General features: G+C 28.6%; 21 protein-coding genes. All 21 read left to right on the plus strand.

Annotated elements, in window-relative coordinates:
* Positions 1 to 685 precede the first annotated feature (685 nt).
* The 21 genes from I4U58_RS04980 (at position 686) to I4U58_RS05080 (ending at position 21,836) form a co-directional block, all read left to right on the plus strand.
* Positions 686 to 1,528 carry a hypothetical protein gene (locus I4U58_RS04980; protein WP_195929936.1) on the plus strand — a complete coding sequence of 281 codons (843 nt, stop codon included), beginning with the start codon at positions 686 to 688 and terminating at the stop codon, positions 1,526 to 1,528.
* Between the two features lie 33 nt (positions 1,529 to 1,561).
* Positions 1,562 to 2,284, plus strand: a complete 723-nt coding sequence (locus I4U58_RS04985; protein ID WP_195929937.1) for a CpsD/CapB family tyrosine-protein kinase — start codon at positions 1,562 to 1,564, stop codon at positions 2,282 to 2,284.
* Positions 2,285 to 2,467: 183 nt separating this feature from the next.
* Positions 2,468 to 4,351: a nucleoside-diphosphate sugar epimerase/dehydratase gene (locus I4U58_RS04990; RefSeq protein ID WP_195929938.1), complete on the plus strand. Its 1,884-nt coding sequence runs from the start codon at positions 2,468 to 2,470 to the stop codon at positions 4,349 to 4,351.
* A gap of 37 nt (positions 4,352 to 4,388) precedes the next feature.
* Positions 4,389 to 5,003 carry a sugar transferase gene (locus I4U58_RS04995; protein ID WP_195929954.1) on the plus strand — a complete coding sequence of 205 codons (615 nt, stop codon included), beginning with the start codon at positions 4,389 to 4,391 and terminating at the stop codon, positions 5,001 to 5,003.
* A 13-nt stretch (positions 5,004 to 5,016) separates the two neighbouring features.
* Positions 5,017 to 6,102 (plus strand): glycosyltransferase family 4 protein, encoded by a 1,086-nt coding sequence (locus I4U58_RS05000; RefSeq protein WP_195929939.1) that lies wholly within the window; start codon positions 5,017 to 5,019, stop codon positions 6,100 to 6,102.
* On the plus strand, positions 6,099 to 7,190 hold the full coding sequence (locus I4U58_RS05005; protein WP_195929940.1) for a glycosyltransferase family 1 protein: 1,092 nt from the start codon (positions 6,099 to 6,101) through the stop codon (positions 7,188 to 7,190). The genes I4U58_RS05000 and I4U58_RS05005 overlap by 4 nt, the downstream gene beginning before the upstream one ends.
* A gap of 14 nt (positions 7,191 to 7,204) precedes the next feature.
* Positions 7,205 to 8,089, plus strand: coding sequence for a glycosyltransferase family A protein (locus tag I4U58_RS05010; RefSeq protein WP_195929941.1), 885 nt, complete (start codon positions 7,205 to 7,207; stop codon positions 8,087 to 8,089).
* Between the two features lie 3 nt (positions 8,090 to 8,092).
* Positions 8,093 to 9,232, plus strand: coding sequence for an EpsG family protein (locus tag I4U58_RS05015; RefSeq protein ID WP_195929942.1), 1,140 nt, complete (start codon positions 8,093 to 8,095; stop codon positions 9,230 to 9,232).
* Positions 9,233 to 9,246: 14 nt separating this feature from the next.
* Positions 9,247 to 10,437 (plus strand): glycosyltransferase, encoded by a 1,191-nt coding sequence (locus I4U58_RS05020; RefSeq protein ID WP_195929943.1) that lies wholly within the window; start codon positions 9,247 to 9,249, stop codon positions 10,435 to 10,437.
* Between the two features lies 1 nt (position 10,438).
* Complete coding sequence (locus I4U58_RS05025; protein WP_195929944.1) at positions 10,439 to 11,167, plus strand: glycosyltransferase; 729 nt, start codon at positions 10,439 to 10,441, stop codon at positions 11,165 to 11,167.
* Positions 11,168 to 11,197: 30 nt separating this feature from the next.
* On the plus strand, positions 11,198 to 12,205 hold the full coding sequence (locus tag I4U58_RS05030) for a glycosyltransferase (protein ID WP_195929945.1): 1,008 nt from the start codon (positions 11,198 to 11,200) through the stop codon (positions 12,203 to 12,205).
* A gap of 21 nt (positions 12,206 to 12,226) precedes the next feature.
* The gene (locus I4U58_RS05035) at positions 12,227 to 13,252 is read left to right on the plus strand and encodes a glycosyltransferase family 2 protein (RefSeq protein WP_195929946.1); all 1,026 of its coding nucleotides are present in this window, start codon (positions 12,227 to 12,229) and stop codon (positions 13,250 to 13,252) included.
* Positions 13,239 to 14,423 (plus strand): polysaccharide pyruvyl transferase family protein, encoded by a 1,185-nt coding sequence (locus I4U58_RS05040; protein WP_243269562.1) that lies wholly within the window; start codon positions 13,239 to 13,241, stop codon positions 14,421 to 14,423. The genes I4U58_RS05035 and I4U58_RS05040 overlap by 14 nt, the downstream gene beginning before the upstream one ends.
* Positions 14,424 to 14,436: 13 nt before the next feature.
* Complete coding sequence (locus I4U58_RS05045; RefSeq protein WP_195929947.1) at positions 14,437 to 15,384, plus strand: glycosyltransferase family A protein; 948 nt, start codon at positions 14,437 to 14,439, stop codon at positions 15,382 to 15,384.
* Between the two features lie 16 nt (positions 15,385 to 15,400).
* Positions 15,401 to 16,426 (plus strand): glycosyltransferase family 2 protein, encoded by a 1,026-nt coding sequence (locus I4U58_RS05050; protein ID WP_195929948.1) that lies wholly within the window; start codon positions 15,401 to 15,403, stop codon positions 16,424 to 16,426.
* Between the two features lie 27 nt (positions 16,427 to 16,453).
* A complete protein-coding gene (locus tag I4U58_RS05055; protein WP_195929949.1) occupies positions 16,454 to 17,299 on the plus strand; it encodes an ABC transporter permease in 846 nt (281 codons plus the stop codon).
* A 45-nt stretch (positions 17,300 to 17,344) separates the two neighbouring features.
* Entirely contained in the window at positions 17,345 to 18,646 is a 1,302-nt protein-coding gene (locus tag I4U58_RS05060; protein ID WP_195929950.1) for a polysaccharide ABC transporter ATP-binding protein, read from the plus strand.
* A gap of 26 nt (positions 18,647 to 18,672) precedes the next feature.
* The gene (locus I4U58_RS05065) at positions 18,673 to 19,632 is read left to right on the plus strand and encodes a glycosyltransferase (RefSeq protein WP_195929951.1); all 960 of its coding nucleotides are present in this window, start codon (positions 18,673 to 18,675) and stop codon (positions 19,630 to 19,632) included.
* Positions 19,633 to 19,663: 31 nt separating this feature from the next.
* Positions 19,664 to 20,257 (plus strand): acyltransferase, encoded by a 594-nt coding sequence (locus I4U58_RS14230; RefSeq protein ID WP_279325550.1) that lies wholly within the window; start codon positions 19,664 to 19,666, stop codon positions 20,255 to 20,257.
* A 324-nt stretch (positions 20,258 to 20,581) separates the two neighbouring features.
* Positions 20,582 to 20,977: a hypothetical protein gene (locus I4U58_RS05075; protein ID WP_195929952.1), complete on the plus strand. Its 396-nt coding sequence runs from the start codon at positions 20,582 to 20,584 to the stop codon at positions 20,975 to 20,977.
* On the plus strand, positions 20,964 to 21,836 hold the full coding sequence (locus tag I4U58_RS05080) for a hypothetical protein (protein WP_195929953.1): 873 nt from the start codon (positions 20,964 to 20,966) through the stop codon (positions 21,834 to 21,836). The genes I4U58_RS05075 and I4U58_RS05080 overlap by 14 nt, the downstream gene beginning before the upstream one ends.
* The last annotated feature ends 74 nt before the right edge of the window (positions 21,837 to 21,910 follow it).

The raw sequence follows: 21,910 nt of genomic DNA on the forward strand, positions 1-21,910 counted from the left end.
ACACAGAAGTTAAGCTCCTGAGCGCTGATGGTACTTGGTGGGCAACCGCCTGGGAGAGTAAGACGTAGCCACGTAATCTTTTTTTATGCTCCAAATTAAATTCTTTAGAGGGATTAACTATACAAATCTCACAAACTTAACAAATTCTCTTGCATATCAACAAAATATAAATACACAGTAACAATACCAATATCCAATTATAAAGTAACATAAAATATGATAAACAGTCACAAAAATGGCATAATAATATTCAAATAAATCAAACCCAATAATACAAAACCCAAATAAAATAACAAAAAGTCAAAAAGAAATAAAAAAAGTAAAAATGAAATGATATCAAAAGAATCAATACTGTCATAAATCATACAAATATTGTCATCAAAGTTACAAAATTGGTAAAATATGCTATAATTACAGATAAAATAAAATATTGATTGCCAAACTTCTTATTTGGAAAGTTATCTTATGAATAATTTATTATTTTGAAAGATGTATTCCTGATTTAGTGCTATATAGGGATATTTTATTTCAAGTGTAGGAATATTAAATTTCCAAGCACATAAGTATGGAAATATTGAATTTCTAGGGAATTTATTATTTAGATAATACAGGAGATCTGGCGGTTGATAAATCTATATTACAAATGAGTGATTTGAGGATATCACGAGAAATTATGGAGGCGAAAATGGGAGAAGCGGTAAATATTAAAGAGTATTTAGACATATTTAGAAGAAGAAAATGGATCGCTATTGTGACTATTTTAATTTGTCTAGGATTTGGGGGATATAAAACTTATAAAAATTATATTTCGTATGTGCCGACTTATATGTCTAATGTTACGATTAGGATTAATTCTATTAAGTCTATACAGGAGGATGAGAAAAAGATTAATACAAGTAGTAGTGATGATTCGGGGGATACTTCGGGTTATAGTAGTTCTGGATCTAGTAGTGGTTTAACAGCGGCAGAGGAGAAGGCAAAACAGGATCAAGAAAAATTAAACAAGATTTATAGTGCTTATTCTGGTTCTGCGTCTATGGCGAATCAAAATATTGCGACTTCTTATTTGGGACTTGCTACTTCTAGTGATATTAGAAAGAATGTGGCATCTCTTACTGGATTAAAGAGTAGTCAAATTGGGACTATTACTGCTGCTCAAAGTGAGGAAATTCCACAGTTTATCAAGATGACTGTAACAACTTCTTCGCCTGAAGTTGCAAAACAAGTTGCGGAGGCTCTTCCTGAGGCTTATAATACTGAGCTTAAGAGAGTAATCAATTTGGACTGTGTTGAAGTTGTGTATAAGGCTAGTAATGGAAGTTTGATTCCTAGAAGTAGGGATTTAACTTTAGTTCAGGCTCTTGGGATAGGAATTGTTGTGGCTATATTTTTAGTATTATTATCTGAATGTTTAGATACTAAGATAAAAACTCCTGAGGATGTTGAGAAGTATTGGGATTTACCTTTGATAGGAACTATTCCAATGGATGATGGAAAGTCAAAGGGAAGACATACAGTTAAAGCTTAAAATTATAGATAAAGAATTTAAGGGGGATTAGCTATGGCAATGTTAGCAGCGTATGATGAAGGAAATTTTGAGTTAAATGAGTCGTACAGGGAGATTAGGACTTATTTAAGTATTAATAAAAATATAAAGACGATTTTGATTACTAGTGCTGAGATGGATGAGGGGAAGACGACTATTGTTTGTAATTTGGCGAAGTGTTTTGCTGAGTTAGAGGGGGTTAAGGTTCTTCTTCTTGATTGTGACTTTAGAAAAAGGGGCGTTAGTAGATATTTTGGGATTGAGAATACTTTTGGTATTGCAGATATAGTTTTTGGATACAAAAAACAATCAGAATGTATTAAGAAGGTTGGAGATTTGGATATAATTACTTCTGGTGGAGTTCCTTCTAATACTTCTATTTTACTTAATTCTCAGTCTATGAAAGATACTTTGGCAAAGTTGAGAGAGGAATATGATTATGTATTTATTGATTCACCGCCTATATGCAGATTGAATGATGCATGTATAATTACTCAATATGTGGATGGGACAGTTTTGATAAATGCATCTAAGGCAATTGATGCTAAAGTTGCCAATATTACGTTGGAAAAGTTAAATAAAGTTGGGGCAAATGTTATTGGCGTTGTGCTAAATAAGTTTAGTGCACAGAAATACAGTTATTATAATAGTTATTATGGATATGCTGGATATTATGAGGACAAGCCTAAACGAGGATTATTTAAACGAAAAAAGAGAAAAAAACACAAAAAAAAATAAAGAATTATCAAGAAATATAAGGAATTTTTAATTTTTTGTAGAAATTTATAGATAGATTTAGATTTAGTCTGCATTATAAAAATATTTATACCAAATAAATTAGGGGAATGATTTTAATCAAAAATGATATTGTTAAGGGGGAAACAAAGAGATAATTTGGTCTAAATATAAGGGGGGAATATTATGATAATAAAACTTATGAAAGTATTAGACGATATTTCAAAAGATGCTGACAAGTGCAAGATGAGACAAATTATTTTATTAGCTATAGACGGGATTTTATGTGCACTTAGTTTTGTTATAACTTTGGCTTTGTTGGGGTTTGACGTTTCTAGGTTTTCATTAATACCGATAATTATTTATGTAGCTATAAATGAAACATTTTTATTATTATTTAGATGCTATGATAGTCTGTGGAAATGTGGCGGAGAAAGAGAAGTAGCATCGATATTTGTCGCTTGTTTTTGTGCAGTGTTACCATCGGCAGCAATAATCGCACTAACACACAGTAAATTAAATCTAGCTTTTTATGTAGTAAATGTACTTATGATAATCGTAGCAATGGTATCTGTTCGAGTTGTTTATAGAACAATGAGAAGATTACTTATGTATATGCAAGTTAATCAAAATGCTCCTAGCTCATCTAGAGTTCTTATCGTTGGGGCAGGTAAGGCTGGAAACATGATATTGAGGGAGTTATTTGAAAATCCAGAATTAAAGAAATTACCTGTTGCAGTAGTAGATGATGACATACATAAAATAGGTAAATCAGTCTTTGGAGTACCTGTATTGGGGACGACTGAAGATATTTCTACAATTGTAGAAAGGGAAAATATCGACGAAATAATTATTTGTATTGCAAATATAAACGTAAAACGAAAAAGAGAAATTATAGATATTTGTAAAAATACGAGGGCAAAATTAAAGACTATTCCGGGAATTTATGAAATTATAGACGGAAAGGTTAATGTAACAAAAATAAGAGATGTTCAAATTGAGGATCTTTTAGGCAGAGAACCTGTCAAAATCAATTTAAGCGAAATGGACGACATCATCAACAATAAAATCGTAATAGTTACAGGCGGTGGTGGGTCTATTGGCTCAGAACTATGTAGGCAAATAGCAAAATACAATCCAAGACAACTAATCATAGTAGACATATATGAAAATAACGCATATGACATTCAACAAGAATTAATCAGACATTATCAAGAAGAATTAAATTTAAAAGTACTTATCGCATCAGTTCGTGATGAAGATAAGATGAATACAATATTTGAAAATTATAGACCAGAGATAGTTTTCCACGCAGCAGCACACAAACATGTTCCACTAATGGAGGACAGCCCTTGTGAAGCTATAAAAAATAATGTATTTGGAACGCTTAATGTGGCAAAATTGTCGAATAAATATAAGGTAGAAAAATTTGTATTGATTTCGACAGATAAAGCCGTAAACCCAACAAATATAATGGGTGCAACAAAGCGTTGTTGCGAAATGATAATACAATCACTTAACAAAACGAGCGATACAGAATTTGTCGCAGTGAGATTTGGCAATGTACTTGGAAGTAATGGAAGCGTCGTACCACTATTTAAAAAGCAAATCGCAGAAGGCGGACCAGTCACTGTAACACACGAAGAAGTTACAAGATTCTTTATGACGATACCAGAAGCCGTATCACTAGTGTTGCAAGCCAGTGCAATGGCGAAAGGTGGCGAAATATTTGTACTTGATATGGGCGAACCAGTCAAAATAATTGATTTAGCGAGAAATTTAATAAAATTAAGCGGATATGAACCAAATGTCGACATAAATATTAAGGTTACAGGACTTAGACCAGGCGAAAAACTTTATGAAGAGGTGCTTATGGACGAAGAAGGACTTACTCGTACATCTAATGATCAAATCAGAATCGGCAAACCGATAAAAATCGACGAGGTCGAGTTTAAGAGAGAGCTTAATATTTTGAAGAGGGTTGCTGAGAATAATCAAGATGAGAAGGTCGATATTATTATGAAGAGTATTGTACCGACTTATGTTAGAAGAGAAGAAGTTGTTGTATAGGGGGATGTGGTGTGATATGGATGAAGTCAATCATGGAATGTATCAGAAGATAAAGAGGTGTATTGATTTTTTAATATCTTTAATAGGATTTATAATTTTAATACCGGTATTTTTGATTTTGATAATTTGTATAAAACTAGATTCAAGAGGTCCGATTCTATTTAAACAAAGGAGAATAGGAATACATAAAAAGGAATTTAATATTTTAAAATTCAGAACTATGAGGATAGACACACCAAAAGATACACCAACTCATTTATTAGAAAATCCAGACATATATATAACCAGAGTTGGAAAGTTGCTTAGAAAGACGAGTTTGGACGAGCTACCACAAATTATAAACATTATAAAAGGTGAGATGAGTATTGTGGGGCCAAGACCAGCACTTTGGAATCAATATGATTTGATCGAAGAAAGAGACAAATATGGAGCAAATGATATACTTCCAGGGCTTACTGGATGGGCACAAATCAATGGTAGAGATGAGTTACCTATTCGAATAAAGGCAAAATTAGATGGAGAATATGTGAAAAGATGTAGTTTTGGATTTGACTTAAAATGTTTCTTTATGACTTTTATAAAAGTATTAAAAAGAGATGGAGTAGTTGAAGGAAAGGCACAAAGTAAAACAGCAAAACAGACAAATCAGTAAAGTGGGGTAAGTTATGAAGAAGGTGTTGATACTATCAAACCATTTCGCGACAATATACAAGTTTAGGCGAGAGTTGGTGGAGAGTTTAGTTACCAGAGGATATGAGGTAGTAGTGTCACTGCCAAAAAGTGATGATAATGAAGAGATAAAGTCCTTAGGCGTTAGAATTGTTGAAACTTATGTAGATAGAAAAAGCTTAAACCCAATAAAGGACATAAAGCTTTTTCTAGACTATTTGAAGTTGATAAAAATAGAAAAGCCTGACATAATAATAGGTTATACAATAAAGCCCAATATATATGGAGGTATGGCATCGAGAATAAGAAAAACGCCATTTATCGCCAATGTGACTGGGCTTGGGAGTGCCTATTACAAAGGTGGAATGTTGAAAAAAATCGTCAGCACACTTTATAAAGTTGGACTTAAAAAAGCGAAATCTGTGTTTTTTGAAAATGTGCAAAATGCCCAAGTTATGATAGACGACAAAACAATCACAAAAGAACAAGCAGTCGTTATGAATGGCGCTGGGGTAAATCTTGAAAGATTCAGCTTTAGCCCAATGCCAAAAGACGACATCACAAAGTTCTTATTTGTCGGAAGGGTTATGGAAGAAAAAGGCGTCAACGAACTGTTCGATGCAATCAAAAAAATCAAATCGGAAGGAATCAAAGCAGAATTTGGATTTCTTGGATGGTTTGAAGAAGATTATAGCCAGATTATGAAAGATTTGGAAGCAAAAGATTATATAAAATACTACGGCTACCAAAAAGACGTCGTAAAATTTATGAGAGAAGCACACTGCATCGTCCTTCCATCATATCACGAAGGAATGGCAAATGTGTTGTTGGAAGGAGCATCTATTGGAAGGGCGCTGATTGCAAGTGACATCCATGGATGCAAAGAGTCGATTATCGATGGTGTCAGCGGATTTACTTGTAGGGTTAAGGATAGTGGTGATCTTTATGACAAGATTAAGAAGTTCGCGCTGATGAGCTATGATGATAAGGCGAAGATGGGGCAGTGTGGCAGAAGGCATATGGAGGATGTTTTTGATAAGAGGAAGGTAGTTGAGATGACTGTTGAGGAGATTGAGAGATGAGTGAGCCGATAAGAGTATTGCAAGTAGTGACATATATGGGGCGTGGAGGACTTGAAACCATGCTTATGAATTACTATCGAAATATTGATAGAGACAAGGTTCAATTTGATTTTCTGACTCATCGTGATGAAAGATGGGATTATGATGATGAAATTGAATCACTTGGCGGCAAGATTTATCATCTTCCAAAATTAAATCCATTCAGCAAGAGTTATTTAAATGCTTTGGATAAGTTTTTTAAGGAGCATAAAGAGTATCAGATTGTGCATTGTCATCAGGACTGTTTGAGTGGGGTTGTGCTTAAAGTGGCGAAGAAGAATGGAGTTAAGTTTACTATAGCTCATAGTCATAATGCCAACCAAGATAAAAACTTGAAGTATCTTATAAAGGTATTTGAAAAAAGAAAAATTCCTAAATATGCAGATAAATTATTTGCATGTGGTGATGAAGCAGGCAAATGGATGTTTGAAACTGATAATTTTGAAGTGATAAATAATGCAATCGATACTGATTTATATACTTATAATAAGGAAAAAGCAGACAAGGTAAAAAAAGAATTTGATATTGAAAACAAGTTTGTGGTTGGACATGTTGGAAGATTTAATCCACAGAAAAACCATGAATTTTTGATAGATGTATTTAATGAAGTACAAAAGATAAAAGAAGATAGTGTATTGATGCTTGTGGGTGATAGTGATTTAAGAACTGAGATTGAGCAGAAGGTACGAGATTTAGGACTTAGTGATAAGGTTATATTTACTGGTGTTAGATCTGATGTAAATGATTTGATGCAGGGTATGGATGTGTTTTTATTTCCTTCACTTTATGAAGGATTACCAGTAACTATGGTAGAAGCACAAGCATCTGGGCTTAAGTGTATAATATCAGACAAAGTACCACTTGAATGTAAAATGACAGAAAATGTAGTAGTAGTTAAATTAGAAGAAAGCCCACAAAAATGGGCAAAAGAAGTATTTAAATATGAAAAATACGAAAGAAAAAATACAAAAGAAGAAATAGTAAAAGCTAATTTCGATATAAAAGCTAATGCAAAATATTTGCAGGAGTTTTACTTAAATAAATGTTAATTGGAGGATTGAAGATGGCAACACTTACAGTATTTACTCCAACATATAATAGAGCCTATGTTTTAAAACAATGTTATGACAGTTTATGCAGACAGACTTGTAAAGACTTTGTGTGGCTGATTGTTGACGATGGTTCTAGCGATAATACAAAAGAAATTGTAGAAAAATGGATGACAAAAGACAATGGGTTTGAAATTCGCTATGTATATAAAAAAAATGGAGGAATGCACACAGGTCACAATAAGGCATATGAGTTAATAGATACAGAATTAAACGTATGTATAGATTCAGATGACTTTATGCCAGATGATGCTGTGGAATTAATCGTAAATTTTTGGGAAGAAAACAAAGACAGCAGCTATTCGGGGATAATAGCGCTAGATGTATATAAAAATGGACAAGTAATAGGTAAAGAATTGCCAAATAAAAAAAGTACAACACTTAGTGGTTATTACCAAAACGGTGGCCAAGGTGACAAGAAACTTATTTATAGAACAGAAATTATAAATAAATATCCACCATATCCAGAGTTTGAGGGAGAGAAATTTGTTCCTTTGGACTATAAATATTTGTTAGCAGATCAGGATTATGAGTTGTTAATAATGAATAAACCTGTTTGTGTTGTTGAGTATATGGAAGACGGTTCTAGCAAAAATATGCTTAGACAGTATTATAAAAATCCAAGGGGATTTGCTTTTATGAGAAAGGTCTCAATGAAGTATGATACTGGTTTTTTAAAGAATTTTAAAACTTGCATTCATTATGTTTCGAGTAGTTTTATAAGTAAGAATAGAAAATTCATTAAAGAAAGTCCACGAAAAGGAATGACAGTTTTGGCTACGCCTTTTGGATTTGCACTTTATTTATTGGTTTTATATAACAATAGGGAAGGAAAGTAGAGTATGACAGTATATTGGTTTATGATGGCTTGGGTTATATTGTTTGGAATATTGGCTCAGGTTACTTCTAAGAGAGTTTGTGTTGGGGAATATTTAGGTGAAGAGGTTTATGAAGCAAGGGTACATTTGTTTATGGCGGTTGTTACTTTTGCTGTGATTGTGTTTTTTGCTGGGGCTAGGAGTTATGTAGCTGATACAACTGCTTATATACAAATGTTTAATGATTATCCATTATTTCAAAATGCCCATGATGTTATATTTGATAGTAGTGCTAGGGAACCTGGATTTAGATTATTTTCTATATTAATAAAGACATATATATCCGATAATTATACTGTTTGGCTTTCTATTATAGCAATAATTAGTGGAATTTGTGTTATGTTTCCACTTTATAAATATTCATGTAATTTTGGGGTTAGTGCATTTTTATTTATAGCATCGTGTCAATTTATGTGGATGTTTAATGGTATGAGACAGTTTCTTGTTGCAGCTATTATATTTAGTTGTACAGGTCTTATTTTAAAAAATAAGACATTATTATATATACTTATAGTTTGTGTATTATCTACTATCCATCAATCTGCATTGTTATTGATACCTATGTATTTTATTGCTCAAGGCGAACCATGGAATAAAAGAACATTGTTATTTATAGGATGTATTGTTTTAGCAATGCTATTTACAAGTAAATTTACTAATTTATTAACTGATGTTGTTGAACAAACTGATTATGCTAGTTCTGTTAATGAATTTAAAGCAACTGATGATGGAACAAGTCCAATTAGAATATTGGTAGAATCAATACCTATAATATTAGCATTTTTATATAGAAATAAAATAAAAGAGAAATTAACACCTATTATTAAATTGAGTATAAATATGTCACTTATTGATAGTGGTCTTTATATAATTTCTAAGGTTGCAAGTAGTGGTATTCTTCTTGGAAGACTTCCAATATATTTTTCAATGTATAATTTAATCCTTTTACCGTGGCTTTTAAAAAATATATTTGAAAAAAGAGAAAAAGACTTAATTTATTATATTATGATTCTTTGTTATTTTGCTTTTTTTTATTATCAAATGGTTGTAGCATGGGGTGGAATGGGTTATTCAAGCACGATTTTAAATATTAAGTATTATTAGTTATGGAGATTAAAATGAAAAAAAATATATTAATACTAATGCCATCAATGTTTATAGGAGGGGCAGAGAGAAGTTTAATCGGTTTAATGGAGTCTATTGATTATACAAAATATAATATTGATTTATTTTTATATAGGCAAGAAGGCGAGTTTTTGAAATTTATTCCTAATAAGGTTAATTTATTACCACAAATTAGCTCATATACAAATTTTGATAGACCTATAAAAGATGTATTGTTTAGTAAAAACTTTAGATTCGGTTTAAAAAGATTAAAAGCAAAAATAGATATAAAAAAAAGAGGTCAAGAAAATGTGTGGAGTTCATTACAGTATATATATCATAATATAATGCCTTTACTACCTAATTTAGATAAAGAATACGATTTAGCAATAAATTTTTTAAACCCAGCTGAAATTCTAGTAGAAAAGGTAAATGCAAAGAAAAAAATAGCTTGGATTCATACTGATTATACAAAGATAGTTCCAGACAAAGAATTAGATTTAAAGGTCTATTCAAATGTGGATTATATTGCAAATGTATCTAAAACATGTGAAGAACAATTTTTAAGTATCTATAATCAATTAGAAGATAAATGTATAGTGGTAGAAAATATTTTATCAGAGAACTTTATTAAAGAGCAATCACAAGAAAAGATAATGGACAAACAATTTAATGATGGAGATGAAGAAACTATAAAAATATTATCAATAGGTAGATATGATGGTGCTAAAAATTTTGATAATGTACCTGAAATTTGTAGCAATATATTGAAAAATGGATATAAAGTGAAATGGTATATCATAGGATTTGGTACAGATGAAAATCTTATAAAAGAAAAAATAAAAGAGTTTAATATGCAAGATAATATAATATTACTAGGGAAAAAAGAAAATCCATATCCTTATATAAAGGGATGTGATATATATGTTCAACCTTCAAGATATGAAGGAAAATCTGTTGCAGTTAGAGAAGCCCAAATTTTAAATAAGCCTGTTGTTATAACTAATTTTGAAACATCGAAAAGTCAATTAATAGATGGATTTGATGGAATAATAGTACCTATGGATAATGAAGGTTGTGCAGAGGGGATATATAATTTAATTAAAGATAAAGAATTACAACAAAGACTTATTGAAAATACAAAAATAACAGATTATACAAATAAGCAAGAATTAGAAAAAATTTATGCATTATTGGAGGGGTAAGATGGCAGAGCAAAGGATACCAAAGATAATACATTTTTGTTGGTTTGGTGGAAAGGAAAAGCCATATAAAGTTCAAGAATGTATAGAGAGTTGGCATAAGTATTTAAGTGATTATGAATTTATGGAGTGGAATGAAAGTAATTTTGATATAAACTCTAATGAATATGTTAAACAGGCTTATGAAGAAAAGAAGTTTGCATATGTGAGTGATTATGCTAGAATTAAGGCTTTGTATCAATATGGTGGGATATATATGGATACAGATGTTGTGGTTTATAAATCTTTTGATGATTTATTGGCTAATCAGTGTATATTTGGGTTTGAGGAAGAAAATTATATTGCTACAAGTTTTATGGCTTGTATTCCTAAACATCAGCTTATAAAAGAATTTATTGATAAGTATGAGAATGTTAGTTTTTATAATTCTGATAATAGTTTAGACTTGACTACAAATGTTCAAAGATTGACACAAATTTTGGAGGATAAAGGCCTTGTTAGGAATAATAAATTTCAAAAACTAGAAGATATAAGTATTTATCCACAGGAGTATTTTTCGCCGTATGATTATGGAAATTGTATTAGAAATAATACTGAAAATACTTATTGTGAGCATTTATTTTTAGTTAGTTGGTTACCTTGGACGACTAAGGTGAAAAAGACTATTAAAAAAGTTTTAATCCCTATAATAGGCGTTGATAATATGAATAAAATTAGGAATGTAAAGAAATAAACTTAGTTTATAAGATAGAAGGGAGTATATATGCCGAAAGTAAGTATAGTTGTTCCTATATACAATGTAGAAAAATATTTGGAACAATGTGTAGAGAGTATAATAAATCAAACATTAAAAAATATAGAAATCATACTAGTAGATGATGGCTCTCCGGATAATTGTCCTCAAATTTGTGATGATTATGCTAAAAAAGATAGCAGAATAAAAGTAGTACATAAAAAAAATGGTGGACTTAGTTCGGCGAGAAATGCAGGAATAGAGGTTGCTACTGGTGATTATATTGGATTTGTGGATTCAGATGATTATATAGAGCTAGATATGTATGAAAAAATGTACAATATAGCAATAGAAAATAATGTTGATTTTGTTATGAGTGATTACTACAGAGTTAGTAGTGAAGGTAAGGTTAAGGCTACGCTAGATATGGATGAAGGAATATATGATAAAAATAAAATTAAAAAAGATATATTTCCAACTTTAATAATGGGTGATGATATAAACTATGGTAGATTATTGGCTGTATGGCATTGTTTATACAAAAAAGAGTTATTAGATAAAAACAATTTAATATTTGATGAGGAAGTTAAATATTCAGAAGATAATTTATTTAGTTCAATAATAGGATATAAAGCTAATAGTTTTTATTATATGAAGGGGAGTTACTTATATAACTATAGATATAATCCAAATTCTATTTCTAAAACTTATAAACCTGATGCATGGTCAGTTTATTTAAAGATGAATAATAAGTTGAAAGACTTATTTTTTAGTGTTAAAGATTATGATTTCAGAAATCAACTGTATGCTCATATAATTTATTATGCGTTTAACTGTATAAATCATGTTGGAAATTCAAATAATAGTTTTTCTTATAAATATAAAGAAATTAAAAGAATATTAAACACTAAAGAATTAAAGAATGGTTTTAAAAACTTTAAGCCTGGAAATATAAGTACAAAATTAAAGATTTCAATATGGATGCTGAAACATAAATTCATAATTAATTATATGATTATAAAGGGTTATATAAAATAGTTAAAATTTGTGGGGATTGATATGATAAAGATAAGTGTTGTTATACCTGTTTATAATAAGGAAATGTATTTAGATAAAACTTTGAAATGTATATTAAATCAAAGTTATAAAAACTTTGAAGTTATTATAGTGAATGATGGTTCTACTGATAATACTAAAAAAATATGTGATGAATATGCTAAAAAAGATTCGAGAATATCTGTTTATCATATTGAAAATGGTGGAGTATCTAATGCTAGAAATACAGGACTTAAATATGCAACAGGTGAATATATTCAATTTATAGATGCAGATGATTGTATAAATAAAGATGTATTTAAGACATATATAGAAATACTTGAAAAAGAGAAATACGATATTATATTTACTTCTTATAACAAGGTAGATCATGAAGATAAGATCTTGAAAGTAGTAGATTTAGAATATAGAGGTTTAAAGTATAAAAAAGATATTTTAGAGAACTTCGTTAAAAAACAAGTTGATACAGGATATTATGGATGGATTTCTAATAAATTAATTAAAACCGATATAGTAATTAAAAATAAAATAAAATTCGATACAAATATATCATTAGCAGAGGATTTAGATTTTTATTTAGATGTTTATAGATATTCAGATAAATATTATTTCTCTGAGATAAGAAGTTTTAACTATCTTCAAGAAGCTCAAAATTCGTCTATGATATTATATGATAATTTGGATTATTATATACAGCTGTTAATAAATTTAAAAATAAAATATTTTATTGATGATGAAGGATATTATATAGATGACAACAAGTCAATAATTGACCAACGAATAGTTAACTATATTTACTATATAGTATTTTATACAAAACTAGATAAAAACAACATAAAAAATAAAGTATTAAAAATACATAAAGATAAAGAGATTCATGATAATTTAAATATGAAATTTAAGATATCATTTGAAAACTTAATTGTGTATTTAGTAATAAACAATAAATACAAATTAGTATACAGATTATTATATATTAGAGAAAAGATAAGACAATTAGTCAGAGGGAAAATACATGGAGGAAGATAAACTTATGAGAGATATAGTTTTATATTCACATAGTGGGAGTAAGAATCATGGATGTGAAGCTATTGTGAGGGGAACAGCAAAGATACTTGATGGTATGGGGAGAATATCATTATTATCTCATGAAAAGGATGAAGATTTACTATACAAAATAGATGAAATTATAGATGTTAAACAAGGAAAATTTCCTATAAATAAAAAATCATTAGATTTTTTAAAAGCATATATGGCATTAAAATTAAAAAAAGATACATCAAAAATGGATGTTTTGCAATTTAAAGATGGTTTAAATAGTATTAAAGAAGATAGTATAGCAATTTCCATAGGGGGAGATACATATTGTTATTCAGATGTGTATAACCAAGTAGAACTTCATAAAATGTATGGTAAAAAAGCATATAAAACAGTTTTATGGGGATGTTCTGTTGAACCAAAATTATTAGAAGATGAAAAAATAGCACAGGATATAAAGGATTATGATCTCATAATTACAAGGGAAAGTATATCTTATGAAGCTTTAAAAAAAGTAAACAAAAATACTTATTTATACCCAGATCCAGCATTTCAGTTGGACAAAGCTCATGTAAAATTACCAAAAGGATTTATAGAAAATAATACAGTGGGAATAAATTTAAGCCCATTAGTTATAAAAAAAGAAAATTATGATGGTATAACTTTAAAAAATTATGAAAATTTGATTGAGCATATAATAAAAAATACAGATATGAATATAGCCTTAATACCTCATGTTATTTGGGAACATAATGATGATAGAGAACCACTTAGATATTTACATGATAAGTTTAAAAATACAAATAGGGTTGTTATGATAGAAGATGATAATTGTATGGAATTAAAAGGATATATAAGCAAATGCAGATTCTTTATAGGTGCAAGAACACATGCAACAATAGCAGCGTATTCTACTTGTGTACCAACTTTAGTTGTTGGATATTCTGTTAAAGCTAGGGGAATAGCAAAAGATTTATTTGGGACATATGAAAACTATGTTTTACCTGTACAAGAATTGAAGAAAGAAAATGATTTATTGGATTCATTTAAGTGGATATATAATAATGAGTCTAATATTAAAGAAAGATTAGATAAATTTATACCTTCTTATAAAGAAAAAGGAATTAAAGTAAAAGATCAAGTAGAAAAACTTTTAAAATAAGGTGGGATTATTTATGGGACAGAAATTAGTAAGTATAATAACACCCTGTTATAACGGTGAAAAATTAGTATCTAGATATTTAGAATCAGTTTTAGGACAAACTTACAAAAATATAGAATTAATTATTATAAATGATGGTTCAAGTGATGATACAGAGAAAATAGTACTTAGTTATAAAGATAAATTTGATAAAGAAGGAATGAAGTTAGTATATATTTATCAAAAAAATAAAGGGCTAGGTGGAGCTATAAATACTGGATTGAAACACTTTACAGGAGATTATTTATGTTGGGCAGACTATGATGACTTTTTTAGATATGATTCTGTAGAAAAAAGAGTTAAATTTCTTGAAGATAATCCACAATACGGTTGCGTAACATCTAACGCTAATGTTTATAATGAGGATGATTTAGAGAATCCAATATATAAAATAACTGATAAATTTAAATATAATGAAGATGAATACCAATTTGAACACCATTTAAAATCTGAATCGATATTTTGTTGTGGATGTCATATGGTAAGAACAGAAGCATTTTTAGATGTCAATCCTGATAGAGATATCTTCGAAGGGAGAAGGGGACAAAATTGGCAGATGTTATTACCAGTATATTATAAATATAAAAGAGGATTTTTAGATGAACCACTTTACAATTACATAATTTATAAATCTAGTATGTCAACTGGAGATGATACAAAAGAAAAAAGTATCCAGAGAGTTAATGAACATCTAGAAATTGTAAAAAATACTTTGGATAGAATAGAGATGGATCAAAAAGATAGAGATAAATATTTAGAATTATTTTTTAAAAATTATGTAGTTGATAGATTTGATATTTGTATGAAGTATAAGGACTGTAAATCAGGATTTAGATATTATATGAAAATGCTAAAAAGAGGAGCATTAAGAAAATATGATACTAAATCACTTATAAAAGTATCGTTAAGCAAATTCATTTAAATATTAGGAGGAAGTAATGGAAAATGTAGAAGTTAGTATAATAGTTCCTGTATATAATAATGAAAAATATTTAAGACAATGTTTAGATTCTATTATAAATCAAACTTTTAAGGATATAGAGGTAATCCTTGTGGATGATGGTTCTACAGATAATAGTGCCAGTATATGTGATGAATATGCTAAAAATGATAATAGAATAATTGTAGTACATAGTCAAAATAAAGGTGTTTCTCATGCTAGAAATATAGGTATTAATCAGTCAAAAGGAAAATATATAATATTTTGTGATAGTGATGATCGGATTGAGGATGATTTTGTAGAAGTGCACTATCAAATAATAAATAGTCAAAATGTTGATATGGTATGTTCGGGAATATATAGAAATTTTTATAAAGATGGGAATTTGCAAAAGAGTGAAATAGCGGGTGTCCCACAAAATTTATATATTGATAAAGGGAATCTAGATAAATATTTAAAATATATATTAGAAACTATGGAAGGTCCTTTTTTATCATCATGTATGAAAATATATAAATCTGAGGTTATAAAGAAAAATAAACTATATTTTGATGAAAATATGATATTCCATGAAGACTATGATTTTAATGTAAGGTTTTTAACTTTAGCAGATAATATATATATTAGCAAAGAAATTAAATATTATTATACAGGTATTATTAATAATGGCGGCATAAAGAAAAGAAATAAAGCCAATGTTATTTATGAAATATCTAGATATCATTCTAAATTGAATTTATTATTGAAAAGTTTAAATAATAATGAAGAACTAAAAGATTATATAGAACTTAGATTTATAGAGTATTATAAATTAGTTTTTCAAAGATTACTTATAAGTCTAAATAATATTAGTAAATCAGAAAGAAATGCTATTCTTTTACAACTATCGCAGGATGAAGAGTTCTGTAAATTTTTAGAGTTTAATAAGAATAGAATTAGATTATATAGATATATAAAGCTATTAATTGATAAAAGAATTTATAGCCTTGCAATGTTTTTGATAAAGAAAAGAATTAGTATATAAAAATTTAATATAGAAAGGAATTAATTTATGTCAAGCGAAAATTGGACAACTATAATCAAACCAAAAACGGGTTGGTTTGATATAAATTTAAAAGAATTATTACAATATAAAGATTTAATAACTATGTTTGTAAAAAGGGATTTCAAAACTTTATACAAACAAACAATACTAGGACCATTATGGATAATAATAAATCCATTACTTACAACATTAATGTTCACTATAGTATTTGGTAATATAGCAAATATATCGACAGATGGTATGCCACAGATAGTATTTTATATGTTGGGTACAACTGTATGGACATATTTTTCTACATGTCTTACAAAAACATCGACAACATTCACAGGAAATGCGGCAATATTCGGTAAAGTATATTTTCCAAGACTAGTTACGCCTATATCAACAGTGATATCAGGATTAATTAACTTTGCTGTACAATTTGTAATGTTTTTAGGATTTGCTACTTATTATTATATAAGCGGTGCTCCAATACACCCTAATATATACATATTAATAACACCACTTTTATTAGTGCAATTAGCTTGTTTATCTTTAGGATTTGGGATTATAATTTCATCTTTAACTACTAAATATAGAGATTTAGCAGTGTTGGTAACATTCGGTGTTCAACTTTGGATGTATGCTACACCAGTAGTTTATCCTGCATCTCAAATAGGTGGAAAACTTAAAACTTTAATGATGCTAAATCCAGTATCACCTATTGTTGAATCTTTCAGATATGCATTTTTAGGAAGTGGTTCTATACCATGGAACTACTTAGGGATAAGTGTAGTTACTACATTAGTAGTTTTATTTATAGGTGTAGTTTTATTCAGTAGAGTTGAGAAAACATTTATGGATACTGTATAAGATAAAAGGATAAGAGTAAGGTTTTGTATATTGAGGGAGAGTAAAATGAGTGAAACAGTTATTAAAATAGAAAATTTAAAGAAAAAATATAGATTGGGCGCCATAGGTGGTGGTACTCTGACTGCTGATTTGCAAAGTTGGTGGGCTAGGGTTAGAGGAAAAGAGGATCCAAATACTAAAATTGGAACTGATATAAACACAAAAAATAAAACTTTTATGGCTCTTAAAGGAGTTAATTTAGAAATTAATAAAGGAGATACTATAGGTATTATTGGTGGTAATGGTGCTGGAAAATCAACATTATTAAAGATATTATCTAGGGTAACTGCGCCTACTGAAGGTAGTGTAAAAATAAATGGACGTATATCAAGTATGCTTGAAGTTGGGACAGGTTTTCATGGTGAGTTAACAGGACGTGAAAATATATATCTTAATGGGGCTATTCTTGGTATGACTAAAGCAGAGGTTGATGAAAAAATTGAAGCTATAATAGATTTCTCCGAGTGTAGAGAATTTATAGATACTCCAGTTAAAAGATATTCTTCTGGTATGTATGTAAAACTTGCATTCTCAGTTGCATCTCACCTTGATTCAGAAATACTTATAATGGATGAGGTATTGGCTGTTGGAGATATGAAATTCCAAAAAAAATGTATAAATAAGATGTTGGATGTTGCAAAATCAGGTAGAACGATACTTTATGTTAGCCATAATATGCAAACTATTGAACAGTTATGTAATAGAGTAGTTGTACTTGAAAAAGGTACCGTTAGATATGATGGTGAAGTTGACGAAGGTGTTAGTATATATTTAAATTCAAAAGCCAGTCAAAGTTCTGTAAATAATGATTTATCTGTTATTAAAAGGGAAGCATATCTTCCTAAGATACAAAGAGCTAAATTAAATAGTTTAACTATTCTTGATAAAGATATTCCAATTTTTTATGATGGAGAAAAATTTAAATGTAGATTAAATTGGAAAAATTATGAGGATATTAGCGATGTACAGTTAAGGTTTGAGATTAGAACTATTGATGATACACCAATTGCAGCAGCTGTCTGCAAATCAAAGTTATCTTGTAAAAAGAATATAGATACAGAATTTGATGTAGAGTTTGATATAAGAAGTTTGGTATCAGGAAAGTATCAACTATTAATAGTACTTTGTGAAATAGGTGAATTAGGCGGATATAGAGATATTGATGGTGTATATCCAGCATGTGCATTTGAAGTAATTCATGATAAATTTAATAGTTATAATTTTGAATGGAACAAGAAGCAATGGGGTTACATACAGTTACCGAACTTAGAATTAAATGAATTAGTTGAATTAGAATTACATAATTAAAAAGTATACTTAAGGAGGAGTATTAAATGCCTAAAATATCTATAATAGTTCCAATTTATAATGTAGAAAAATATTTAACTAACTGTATAGATTCAATCTTAAATCAAACATTTAAGGATTTTGAATTAATATTAGTTAATGATGGTTCTACAGATAATTCTTTTGAGATATGTAAGCATTATAAAGATATAGATGATAGAATATGCATAATTGATAAGAAAAATGGTGGGCTGTCTTCTGCTAGAAATGCTGGATTGGATATTGCTAAGGGGGAGTATATAGGATTTGTTGACAGTGATGATTATATTCATCCTCAAATGTATGAACTTTTATATAATCAAATCATAAAAAATAAAGCAGACATATCTATGTGTGAATTTAAAAAAGTATCTGAGTTTAATAAAAAGGAATTATCGGATAAAGTTATTTTAAATCAAGAAGTAGAAATTTTAAATAATAAAGAAGCAGTATTTAAACTGGGAGAAAATGGTTCGGTTACATATGTAATTGCATGTAATAAGTTATATAAGAAAAGTCTTTTTAATAATATAAAATTTAAAGAGGGAATTATACATGAAGATGAATACATCATACATAGGTTATTATATCAAGTAAAGACTCTAGTTTATATAAAGGAAAAATTATATTTTTATTTACAAAGAGAAGGCAGTATAATGGATAAAAAATCAAATATAAATAGTGCAGATTATTTACTAGCATGTTCTGATAGAGTTAGGTTTTTTTATGAAAAAGATTTAATCCAGTTAAAAGATAAGTGGGAAAAATTTTATTTATGGAAATTTTTCAATGACTACTCTGAATTACACAAGGAATATAATGGAAATAAAAAACTAAAAATATTAAGAAAAGATTTTGCACAGTTATTAAAAATTCTATTAAAAGAAAAAAAGTATTCATTAAAAGAAAAAGTTTCATGGATTGTATTTGCTATTAATCCTAATATATACTATAAAATAGTAAAATAAATACAATTACTTGTATTATAGCGGAGGAATTATGAGAATATTTAAATCATATGGCAAGTTTATAAAAACCAAATACAAAAACTTTGATATATTTAAACCCTGCAATTTAAATATTGATAGTGATGCAAATATAAATATTAACGGCTATTTTAATTTTAATCTTCCTTGTATACTAGATAAAAAGAATTATTTGGCTGGGGAACTAATAATATGTAAAGATGCAACCTTAGAAGTAAATGGATGCTTTTCTGTATATGCAGGAAGTTCAATAGCAATAAATGAAGGGGCAATTTTAATTTTAGGAAATGGATATATGAATTTAAATTCAAAAATTAGATGTAGGGATAAAATTGTTATAGGAGATGGAACTATTATATCTGAGAATGTACATATAAGGGATAGTGATACACATACAATTTTAAACTCTAATCATATTCCAACACAACCTGTGTATATAGGAAAAAATGTTTGGATTGGTGTAGGGGTTACTATATTAAAAGGAGTTACTATAGGTGACGGAGCTATAATTGGAGCAGGGTCAGTTGTAACAAAGGATATACCGGCAGGTTGTTTAGCAGCGGGAAATCCAGCAAAAGTCATACGAAAAAATGTAGAATGGAAATAATTAAAAAATAGGTGTATATAAAGAATAAACCTCCCTGACAATGAAATTTGGCAAGGAGGTTTTTAAATTGGTGAAAATATAGTATTATTCAAACTGTGGAAATAGCTTGTGTTAAATATTGACAAAAAATGGAATGAAGGATATGCTAATATTAGCACTTATTAATAAAAGTGATAATAAGGAGTAAGGGGTGAGATTAATATAGAAAGTATTTTAGATAAACTTAGTTCCTATAATATATTAAATAATTTATTGCCGGGTGGAGTTTTTTGTTATTTAACAGATTTTCTTTTTAAAATTAATCTACTTAGAGAGGATATTATTATGAATTTATGCATATTTTACTTTTTAGGGATGATTATTAGTAGAATTGGTTCAATAATAATAGAACCTTTATTTAAAAGAATTAAATTCATAGTATTTGCTGATTATGAAGACTATATAATAGCAAGTAAAGAAGATACTGAAATAAAAATTTTATCTGAAACTAATAATTTATATAGATCTATTTTAGGCTTATCTTTTGTATTATTAATTATTGACTTGTATTTAATAATTAGAACACAGTGTAATTATTTAAATACAGTTTATTCAATCATATTCATTATTTTTATATTCATTTTGTTTGCTTTTTCATATCAAAAACAGACTAGACGTATAAAACAAAGAGTAGATAAAATAAAAAATGAAAGAGGGGTTTTAGAAAATGAGCATAGTTAAATCATTATCTGTAGGAGAAGGGGATATGTTTTATATTAAACATAATAGTGATAATTTTACAGTTATAGATTGTTGTCTTGAAGAAGGTAAAGAAGATGATATTATTAATGAGATAAAAGCAGAATCTAAAAATATAGGAATTTGTAGGTTTATTTCAACTCATCCAGATGAAGATCATATTCAAGGTTTAGAATATATAAATAAGAAATGGCCTATTTTAAATTTTTATTGTGTTGAAAATAAAGCAACTAAAGAAGGACCTAGTAATTCTTTTAAGGAATATTGTAATCTTAGAGATTCAGATAAAGCATTTTACTTGTTTAAAGGATGTTCAAGAAAGTGGATGAATAAAAGTGACGAAGAAAGGGGTAGTTCTGGATTAAATGTACTTTGGCCTATAACTGATAATGAAGATTTTAAAGAGCAGTTAAAACTTGTAAAAGAAGGAAAAAGTCCTAATAATATTTCTCCAATAATTAGATATAAAGCAGGCGACTGTAAGTTTCTTTGGATGGGAGATATAGAAACTACTTTCCTTGAAAAAGTTAAAGATAATATAGACTTTGAGGAAGTAGATATTTTGTTTGCACCACATCATGGTAGAGAAAGTGGAAAAGTTCCTAATGATATTTTAGAAAAATTGAATCCTAAAATTATAATTGTAGGAGAAGCTCCATCTAAAGATTTAAACTACTATTCAAAATATAATACTATTACTCAAAATTCAGCAGGAGATATTATTTTTGATGTATATGAAAAAAGAATAGACATTTATGTGGGGAATAGTAATTATTCTGTTGATTTTTTAGAGGATAAAGGAAAAACAAAATTTGATAGTTATATAGGTAGTTTAGTATGATGACAATACGATAAGCTATAATGGATCAGTATACAGATTATTAGCTGCATATCAATTGTTAAGTATCGCATATA

It is taken from the genome of Clostridium sp. 1001270J_160509_D11 (assembly GCF_015667935.1).
Lineage (GTDB): Bacteria > Bacillota > Clostridia > Peptostreptococcales > Peptostreptococcaceae > Intestinibacter.

Bases quoted from the DNA above. Each gene is read 5' to 3' on its own strand.
- I4U58_RS05010 (WP_195929941.1), top strand. From the start codon at position 7,205: ATGGCAACACTTACAGTATTTACTCCAACATATAATAGAGCCTATGTT.
- I4U58_RS04980 (WP_195929936.1), top strand. From the start codon at position 686: ATGGGAGAAGCGGTAAATATTAAAGAGTATTTAGACATATTTAGAAGA.
- I4U58_RS04990 (WP_195929938.1), top strand. From the start codon at position 2,468: ATGATAATAAAACTTATGAAAGTATTAGACGATATTTCAAAAGATGCT.
- I4U58_RS05025 (WP_195929944.1), top strand. From the start codon at position 10,439: ATGGCAGAGCAAAGGATACCAAAGATAATACATTTTTGTTGGTTTGGT.
- I4U58_RS05045 (WP_195929947.1), top strand. From the start codon at position 14,437: ATGGGACAGAAATTAGTAAGTATAATAACACCCTGTTATAACGGTGAA.
- I4U58_RS05000 (WP_195929939.1), top strand. From the start codon at position 5,017: ATGAAGAAGGTGTTGATACTATCAAACCATTTCGCGACAATATACAAG.
- I4U58_RS05020 (WP_195929943.1), top strand. From the start codon at position 9,247: ATGAAAAAAAATATATTAATACTAATGCCATCAATGTTTATAGGAGGG.
- I4U58_RS04985 (WP_195929937.1), top strand. From the start codon at position 1,562: ATGGCAATGTTAGCAGCGTATGATGAAGGAAATTTTGAGTTAAATGAG.
- I4U58_RS14230 (WP_279325550.1), top strand. From the start codon at position 19,664: ATGAGAATATTTAAATCATATGGCAAGTTTATAAAAACCAAATACAAA.
- I4U58_RS05015 (WP_195929942.1), top strand. From the start codon at position 8,093: ATGACAGTATATTGGTTTATGATGGCTTGGGTTATATTGTTTGGAATA.
- I4U58_RS05035 (WP_195929946.1), top strand. From the start codon at position 12,227: ATGATAAAGATAAGTGTTGTTATACCTGTTTATAATAAGGAAATGTAT.
- I4U58_RS04995 (WP_195929954.1), top strand. From the start codon at position 4,389: ATGTATCAGAAGATAAAGAGGTGTATTGATTTTTTAATATCTTTAATA.
- I4U58_RS05065 (WP_195929951.1), top strand. From the start codon at position 18,673: ATGCCTAAAATATCTATAATAGTTCCAATTTATAATGTAGAAAAATAT.
- I4U58_RS05075 (WP_195929952.1), top strand. From the start codon at position 20,582: ATGAATTTATGCATATTTTACTTTTTAGGGATGATTATTAGTAGAATT.
- I4U58_RS05080 (WP_195929953.1), top strand. From the start codon at position 20,964: ATGAGCATAGTTAAATCATTATCTGTAGGAGAAGGGGATATGTTTTAT.
- I4U58_RS05040 (WP_243269562.1), top strand. From the start codon at position 13,239: ATGGAGGAAGATAAACTTATGAGAGATATAGTTTTATATTCACATAGT.
- I4U58_RS05050 (WP_195929948.1), top strand. From the start codon at position 15,401: ATGGAAAATGTAGAAGTTAGTATAATAGTTCCTGTATATAATAATGAA.
- I4U58_RS05005 (WP_195929940.1), top strand. From the start codon at position 6,099: ATGAGTGAGCCGATAAGAGTATTGCAAGTAGTGACATATATGGGGCGT.
- I4U58_RS05055 (WP_195929949.1), top strand. From the start codon at position 16,454: ATGTCAAGCGAAAATTGGACAACTATAATCAAACCAAAAACGGGTTGG.
- I4U58_RS05060 (WP_195929950.1), top strand. From the start codon at position 17,345: ATGAGTGAAACAGTTATTAAAATAGAAAATTTAAAGAAAAAATATAGA.
- I4U58_RS05030 (WP_195929945.1), top strand. From the start codon at position 11,198: ATGCCGAAAGTAAGTATAGTTGTTCCTATATACAATGTAGAAAAATAT.